Genomic DNA, 7,292 nt, shown 5'->3' on the forward strand with positions numbered 1-7,292 from the left:
CGGCTGAGCGCGCGGCCGGATGGCGTGCTTGCCGGATCGGCGGTGCGGGACGCGCAGTCAGCTTCGGATCGACACCGCGCGTGCCGTGCATCCGGGCCGTCCTGCCACCGCGGCCCGGCACCCGATCGGACTAGTCGTCGCCCGCGGCCCGTGAGGCGATCTGGCCGAGCAACGCGGCCCGGGTGAGTTCCGCCTTGTTCCCCACGCCGAGTTTGGATCGGATCCGCTTGACATAGGTGTCGACGGTGTGCGGGCTGATGCCCAACCGGGTCGCCACCTGCCCGTGGGTGAAGCCGTGGGCGATCTGGCGCAGCACCTGCTCCTCCCGTTCGGAAAGGCGCCAGTTGGCCAACTGCGGTCGCTCCAGCTCTGGCGCCTGAACTCCTGCCGAACGCACCGGAGTTCCCGAGGTGATCGCTTGCACCGCCCGGACTATGCTCTCGCCCGGCGCGGCCTTGCTGATCACGCCCAGCGCGCCGGCCCGCAGATACCGCTCGTCACCCGTGGCCCCCTCGTTATTGAGCACCAGCACCGCGGTGCTGGCCGCGGCTCGGGTGATTGCCGACATGTCACCCGGCTCGGAGATCGCCGCCACATCGATCAATGCGGCGTCGGCGAGCCAGAACGGGTCTTCATCGGGTGAGGTACGTACAGCCACGACCTTGACGCCCGCCGCAGTCAAGGTCTGCTGCAGGCCTAGCAGGAACAGGGGCGACTTGATGAGCAAATCTGTTCGTATCACGAATACTCCAGGAATTCCGGCCGCCGCCGTCCTCCGCCTAACGATCCAGCTGTGGCTAAACCAGGAGTCGCAGGCCGCGCCTAGTGTGTCCAAGGCCCTACGTGAGGAGCCCAGACGCCATTTCCGAGCGGGGACGGCGCCGGCTCGGCTACCCCCTTATTGGAATAAGCGACGTAAAAGCTACAAATTTGTAGCCACGCAACGGACGCTACGCTGGCGCGAATACGCAATCCCGTCCCTCGTTTCCGGGACAACGGTATTCCTGGTGATCATTAGAATTCGCCGCCGAACTTTGCACTCGCCGGCGCCCGATCAGTCGATAGTCACGCCCTGCTCTGGTGACTGCACGGCACGCGAAGGCCGCACCGCACGCCGGCGCGACGAATTCTCCTAATTACCGCCCAATCGGATGCGCGACCCAGGTGGGGACGACGACTCGCCGCGGGGTTTCGCTGCCAGGGCCTGAGGTGGTCGATCAGCTGGTTACGGCTGATGCCACCGACTCCCGCAGGATGCTGAGTCCCTCGGCCAGCTCCTCGTCGGTGGAGGTCAGGGGCGGCATGAGCTTGGCCACCTCGTCATAGGAGCCGGACGTCTCCATCAGGAGTCCTCGGGCGAATGCCGCATCAGCGACCCGCCTGGCCATGCGCGGCTCCCGAAAGGCCAATCCCCACACCAGGCCACGACCCCTGGACGCCGTTATATGCGCCGCGTGCCGCTCGGCGAGCTCACCCAGTTCCTGCCCGAATCGCAGGGCCCGTGCTTCGGTCTGCTTCTCCAGAGTGCTGTCGGACCAGAACTCCCGCAGGGTCGCGGCCGCTGTCACGAATGCCGGGTTGTTTCCCCGAAATGTGCCGTTGTGCTCGCCCGGTCGCCATACGTCCAACTCCGGACGGAAGAGGGTGAGGGACATCGGAAGGCCGTATCCGCTGATGGACTTGGACAGGCAGACGATGTCCGGGCTGATGCCGGCGACCTCGAAGCTGAAGAAGGGCCCCGTGCGGCCGCAGCCCATCTGGATGTCGTCGATGATCAGGAGGATGCCGCGGCGGCGGCACAGCTCCGTGAGGTCGGCGAGCCAGGTCGGGCTGGCCAGGTTGATGCCGCCTTCGCCCTGCACGGTCTCCACCAGGACGGCTGCGGGGAGATCCATGCCACTGCTGCTGTCGGCGAGCATGGTGTCCAGCAGTGTCAGTCCGGAGACCTGCCTGGAGAACCCGTCATAGGGGATGCGCCAGGTGTGCCCGAGCGGAACCCCGGCGCCCGCACGCTTGGCAGCGTTTCCCGTGACCGCCAGTGAACCCAGCGACATGCCGTGGAAGGCGCCGGTGAAGGCGACGATCGTCTGACGCCCGGTCACCTTGCGGGCCAGTTTGAGCGCCGCCTCCACGCTGTTGGTTCCGGTGGGGCCGGGGAACTGCACCCGGTAGTCCAGTCCGCGGGGAACGAGCACCCGCGCCGCGAACTCGGTGAGGAATTCCTGCTTGGCGACGCTCAGCATGTCCAGGCTGTGGGTGACACCGTCCTGCTCGAGGTAGGACAGCAGCGCCCGTTTGAGCACCGGGTGATTGTGACCGTAGTTCAGGGTGCCGGCACCGGCGAAGAAGTCCAGGTAAGCGCGGCCGTCGCGATCGAACATGCGACTGCCCTGCGCCTGGCTGAACACCACGGGCCAGTTTCTGCAGTAAGTGCGGACCTCGGATTCGATAGTGGCAACGGTCATGATGTCTCCTTGACGATGGGATGGACGGGGAAGCCATGGGGAGGGCGGGCGCGTTCGGTCATTGCTCACGCGCCGATCAGGACCGGAGCAGCGGGGACCACCATGCCCACGAGCACGAGCAGTACGGCGGTTCCGGCGCAGCGCAGCAGCGGACCGCCGTGGCGCGCCGCGGCGACGGCCGCCAGGCCGTAGCCGATCAGCGCGGCCGCGGCCGGCCCCAGGAGCAGGAGCGGGACGGCGCCGTCGCCGACCGTCGCCGCGCAGGCGATGGCGCAGCAGGCGGCTCCGATGGCCACGATGCCGGCCCTGGCGGGGGTGTGCGCGCACGCGCCGCGACGCAGCCGCGAAGCGATCAGGGCGGCGGTGCGTACGTTGGTGAAGCAGTACGAGGTCAACACCGCAGCCGTCATGAGGGCGAGCGCCCAGCGCAGCGGTGCGGCCACCGAGTGTTGCGCGCCCTCGGATGCCTGGACGGCCAGGTGCTGAACCGTGGCCAGCCCCAGGTAGACCACAGCCACCGCGGCCGCTCCCAGGACCACGCCCGCGGCGACGCGGCCCGGCCGGACGGCAACGACAGGGACGGCGATGACTGCCTCCCAGCCGACGCCGGCGAAGAACAGGGCTATGAGGGCCAGCCACTGAGCACCGTCGACGGACAGTCCTGCCGGCGCAAGCGGCGTGTGCGCGGCCCCCGCGGACACGCCAGCCCAGACCGCTGCGGCGCACGCCAGCGCCACGACCCCGGCGACCCAGGGGCGCAGCCGGAGCACGGCGCGCGGGAGCGACAGTGGGCTGAGCGCTGCCAGCACCGCCACCGCGAGAACGCCGAGGGCGAGGAGCAGACCGACCGCCCCCGACCGCGGCGCCGAGCCGTCAGCGGCCGTCAACAGGCACGTCGCGGCGAACCAGGCGATCGCCGCCTGCCCGAAGCAGAAGGCGACCGCGAACGCGCCGTCCACCGCCAGCTCCGCCCACCGGCCCAGGAGGACGCCGACGGCGCCCGCCAACGAGGTCGACTGCACCCGCGCACGGACCAGCGCGACCAGCAGCAGGCTGACCGACGCGCCCAGCAGGATGTGGGCTGACCAGATGCGGATGCTGTGCCCGCCCGCCAGGCTGCGACGACCGGAGGCATGACAAGCATCCCGGCGCCCAGCACCTGACCGCAGAGGTGGGTGGCGATCCTCAGCTCCGGGCGGTCGCGCGTAGCAGTGCCCGGGCCGGCCAGGACCGCCACCGTGCCGAGCTCGCGGGCGTCAGCCGAGCTCATCAGAGAAGGCGCTTCCGGAGGCTCTCGGCGATCGTCTTGGCGCGCAGCGAAAGCAGGCTGAACGAACCGGCGTCTCCGATCCCGTGACTGGATTCGCACAGTCCGTTAAGGAAAAGCGCCGGCTGGTCGGCGCTCAGCGGCTGCGCTTCGTAGTCGGGGCCGACGGACAGGTAACCGTGGTTGTCGAAGGCAAAGGCGTCGGCGATGCCGGTCATGAGGGCAGGGACGCGTTCTTGGTGGGCGGCCGGGCCCACATCGCGGAATCCGGTGGCGAGAACCACGAAGTCGGATTCGTGCTCCTCGTACTCCCCGGTGTTCAGCTCCTCGACACCGAGCCTGACGCCCTCCTCCAGGACCTCGACCTCACGCACCTGGCGGCTGCCGCTGACGAACACCTTCTGGTCCCCGTCCAGGCGCTGCTCGTAGATGAGCCGGTACAGCTCGCGAAGCACATCGCCGTCGGCCGAGGAGTAGTTCGTCAGGCGCATGTATGCGTCAAGGACGTTCTTCCGCTCGCGGGAAGCGCGGTAGTAGTAGTCGGTGAAGTCAGGGAAATAGCCCTCCTCGCTGAATGGGCTGGTGTCCTTCAGGCGAAGGGTCAGCGAGCGTACGAGGGTGGTCACCCGGGCGCGCGGATAGCGGTGCGCGAGGTCGAGGGTGAGTTCGACCGCGCTCTGGCTGCCCCCGATGACCGTCACAGCCCGCGGCGAGCGGCCGCGTTCGCCGGCCCCGCCGAGCTCCTCCAGCTGCTGGAGAGCCGGTAGATAGCGAGTCAGATGGAAGACGCGCGGAGAGTTCACCGCATCGAACGGCTCGGGGATGTAGGGCGTACGGCCGGTGCCGATCACGAGTGCGCGCGCCTGATGGGTTTGTCCGGCAGAGGTGGTCACGGTGTAGAGCGGACGGCCCTCGGCGTCGCGGTCGACGTCGACGCCGGTGACGTGCACGCCGTAGTCGACCAGCCGGTTGAAGTGGCCGGCGACCCAGGAGACGTACTGCGCGTACTCCTTGCGTAGCGGGAACTCCATCGGGAGGTTGAGGTGATCGAGCAGCCGCCCGTTCTCGAACAGGTAGTTGATGAAGCTGTAGCGACTGCGCGGATTGCGCAGCGTCACGAGGTCGCGGACGGGGTGATTCTGGATATCGGACCCGGGCAGCATCATCGCGCTCTGCCAGGACGGGCCCGGCCGAGCCTCCAGGAAGTGCGCCTCGAGGTTGTAGCCCTCTTCTTCGAGGGCGATGGCGAGAGCCAGGTTGGCCGGGCCGAAGCCGATACCCAGCACGGCGTGGTGGCGGGTCACAGAGTCCCCCTCGGTCGAGTACGGCATGAGTGGTGAGTCCTGATCAGGAGCAATCGATGGGCATTGCGGTCCCCGTGAGCGGTTGTCAAGCGATGTCTGAGAAGGCGTCAGCCAGGCATGCTTCGGCGGCGCGGCGGCCGGCTTCCGGCGCCGTCTTCACGCCACCCCCGTTCCAGCCCCGCACACACCACACATGCGGCACGCCAGTTCCGCTGAGCAGTCCGGGCGCCTGCCCGCCAGGCGAGACGTAGGCGTCCGCGCCGCGCACGGTGCTCAGCTGCGTTGCTGTCGTGAGCCATGGGAAGTGGACGGTCAGCGCGGCGACCGTGGCCTGTGCGTGAGCGGGCTCGGGCGGGGAGTCGACAGGCGAGTCCCACAGCAGGTGCGGCATGCCGAGAAGGGTCCGATCCGAGCCGACGGGCTTGGCGTACAGCCCGGTGCGCAGGTCGACGAAGGTCGCGTGGGGCGGCGCGGGAGGGCGGCGCTCGACGATACTCACCTGGATCGATCGCGATCGGACCGGCGAGGCCGGCCGCAAGCCCGGCACCGGGTCGCTCGCCCAGGGCCCGACCGCCGCGACCACGGCGCCGGCGCTGACCGTGCCCGCATCGGTGACCACCATTGGGCGTCTGCCGCGTGCCTCGACTTGGCGCACGCGAATCCCGTGGCAGACGACCGCGCCGTCGACGCGTGCCTGTGCCAGCCAGTCCGCGGTGACTTCCGCCGGGTCCACCCAGCCAGCCTCCGGCTCGACGAGGGCGACGCCGCCGGCGAGCCGGATGCCCGCCACCTCGTCCTGGTCTGCCACAACGTGCGCCGAAGCACTCAGCGCGCCGTTGATCTGCCCGGCGGCCTCCCGGAGAGCGGACCCTTGGACCGGGTGGTCCGCGGTCACGGCGCCGACGGCGTGCAGCGGAGCCCGCCCCGACGCCCAGCATCCGGCGTCTCGGTACGCGGCCAGGCTCGGCAGCGCCAGCTCTCCGGTCACCGGGTCGGGGTCGTAGGCACGCACCATGCCGCCGGAACGTCCGGTGGCTCCGGCGGCATGGTGTCGCGACTGCTCGATCACGACGACCGACACACCCCGGCGTGCCAGGTGATGCGCGATGGAGGCGCCGGTGATCCCGGCGCCCACCACCACGACGTCCGCGTTGGCGGGTAGGCCCCCGCCGTGATGCGACGTCACGGCGTCGAGCTGGCTCACTGCTGTCCCCTCCCAGCGGAGAGGGTGGCGGTTGCGAAGTCAAACGCAGGCGGAGCGCACCGGGTGCCGGAAGGCAGGAAGGTCCAGTGGACCTCCCGAACCGGCTGCGCGGGCAGGCCGAGCCAGTCCCAGATCTGCTGGGACAGCTCAGGTGTGACCGGCCAGGCCAGCGCGGCGAAGACCTTGGCCGCGAGGTATTCCAGCGCCAGGCTCGTGTACGCCTCCTCCGCCAGCGTCGGAACCGAGCGCGCCGACGCCTCCGTCCCCCGGAACTCGGCGCAGCGTGCGACGAGAGATTCCAGCAGCCGGACGTATCCGCGCGCGCTGAACGACTCAGGGAGCAGCAGGCCGTCCAGTTGCTCCGTGGTCGAGTTGAGGTACCGGTAGAACTCGCGATGCGCCTCGGTCCACGCGCCGGTACCCGGCACCCGGCCGCCGCACTGCTCAACCAGAGGCACGAAGCCGGCCAGCCACTCCTGAGCGCTGCGATACAGCGGGTCATGGGTTAGCTGGTCGGCGCGCTCCCGGGTGATCCGCGTGATCCGTCCCTCCGGGGCATTTCGGAGCAGGGCGAGCCGCGTCGCGTCCGGTCCGGCCGCGGCGAGCGCCTCGTCGGCCCAGACCGCGTGCCCCCGGCTGGTGGAGAACTTCTGGTCGTCAAGGTGCAGGAACTGGTTGGTGACGAACGCGGTGGGCAGGTGATCGGCGAGACCGGCCGCAAAGGCCAGCACCGGCAGAAGGACCGCATAGTAGAAGCTGTTGTCGTAGCCGAGGAAAAGCGTGATCGCGCCCGGGCCGTCTTGCTCGAACTCGGCTCGGGCGGCGTCCAGGAAGGTCAGCGCGAGGTCCGCCCAGGCGTCGAGGACCTGCCCCTCCCCCAGCGCGATGCCCCACTCGCTGGATCGGGTGAGCCGGTAGGCGGGCAACCCTTCCGCCAGCAGCCTCTCCACCAGAGCCTGCAGGTCGGGTGAGGTGTAGCTGCGCTGCAGATAGTCGCGCAGCTGGTCGGCGTAGAAGTCGAGGTCCAGCCACAGCGCCCGCTCCGGACGGGT

General features: G+C 69.4%; 6 protein-coding genes. All 6 read right to left on the reverse strand.

Annotation, left to right across the window (positions count from 1 at the left end):
* Positions 1-130: 130 nt before the first annotated feature.
* Positions 131-742 (reverse strand): response regulator transcription factor, encoded by a 612-nt coding sequence (locus tag VF612_RS01330; protein WP_408658047.1) that lies wholly within the window; start codon positions 740-742, stop codon positions 131-133.
* A 475-nt stretch (positions 743-1,217) separates the two neighbouring features.
* Positions 1,218-2,465 (reverse strand): diaminobutyrate--2-oxoglutarate transaminase, encoded by a 1,248-nt coding sequence (gene ectB, locus VF612_RS01335; RefSeq protein WP_408658048.1) that lies wholly within the window; start codon positions 2,463-2,465, stop codon positions 1,218-1,220.
* Between the two features lie 65 nt (positions 2,466-2,530).
* The gene (locus VF612_RS01340; protein WP_408658049.1) at positions 2,531-3,424 is read right to left on the reverse strand and encodes an amino acid:polyamine antiporter; all 894 of its coding nucleotides are present in this window, start codon (positions 3,422-3,424) and stop codon (positions 2,531-2,533) included.
* 310 nt (positions 3,425-3,734) lie between these two features.
* Complete coding sequence (locus tag VF612_RS01345) at positions 3,735-5,036, reverse strand: lysine N(6)-hydroxylase/L-ornithine N(5)-oxygenase family protein (RefSeq protein ID WP_408658050.1); 1,302 nt, start codon at positions 5,034-5,036, stop codon at positions 3,735-3,737.
* Positions 5,037-5,121: 85 nt separating this feature from the next.
* On the reverse strand, positions 5,122-6,240 hold the full coding sequence (locus tag VF612_RS01350; RefSeq protein ID WP_408658051.1) for an NAD(P)/FAD-dependent oxidoreductase: 1,119 nt from the start codon (positions 6,238-6,240) through the stop codon (positions 5,122-5,124).
* On the reverse strand, positions 6,237-7,292 hold a 1,056-nt coding region (locus VF612_RS01355), incomplete at its 5' end, for a class I tRNA ligase family protein (protein WP_408658052.1). The genes VF612_RS01350 and VF612_RS01355, both read right to left, overlap by 4 nt.

The organism is Jatrophihabitans sp., from assembly GCF_036388195.1.
Lineage (GTDB): Bacteria > Actinomycetota > Actinomycetes > Mycobacteriales > Jatrophihabitantaceae > Jatrophihabitans_A.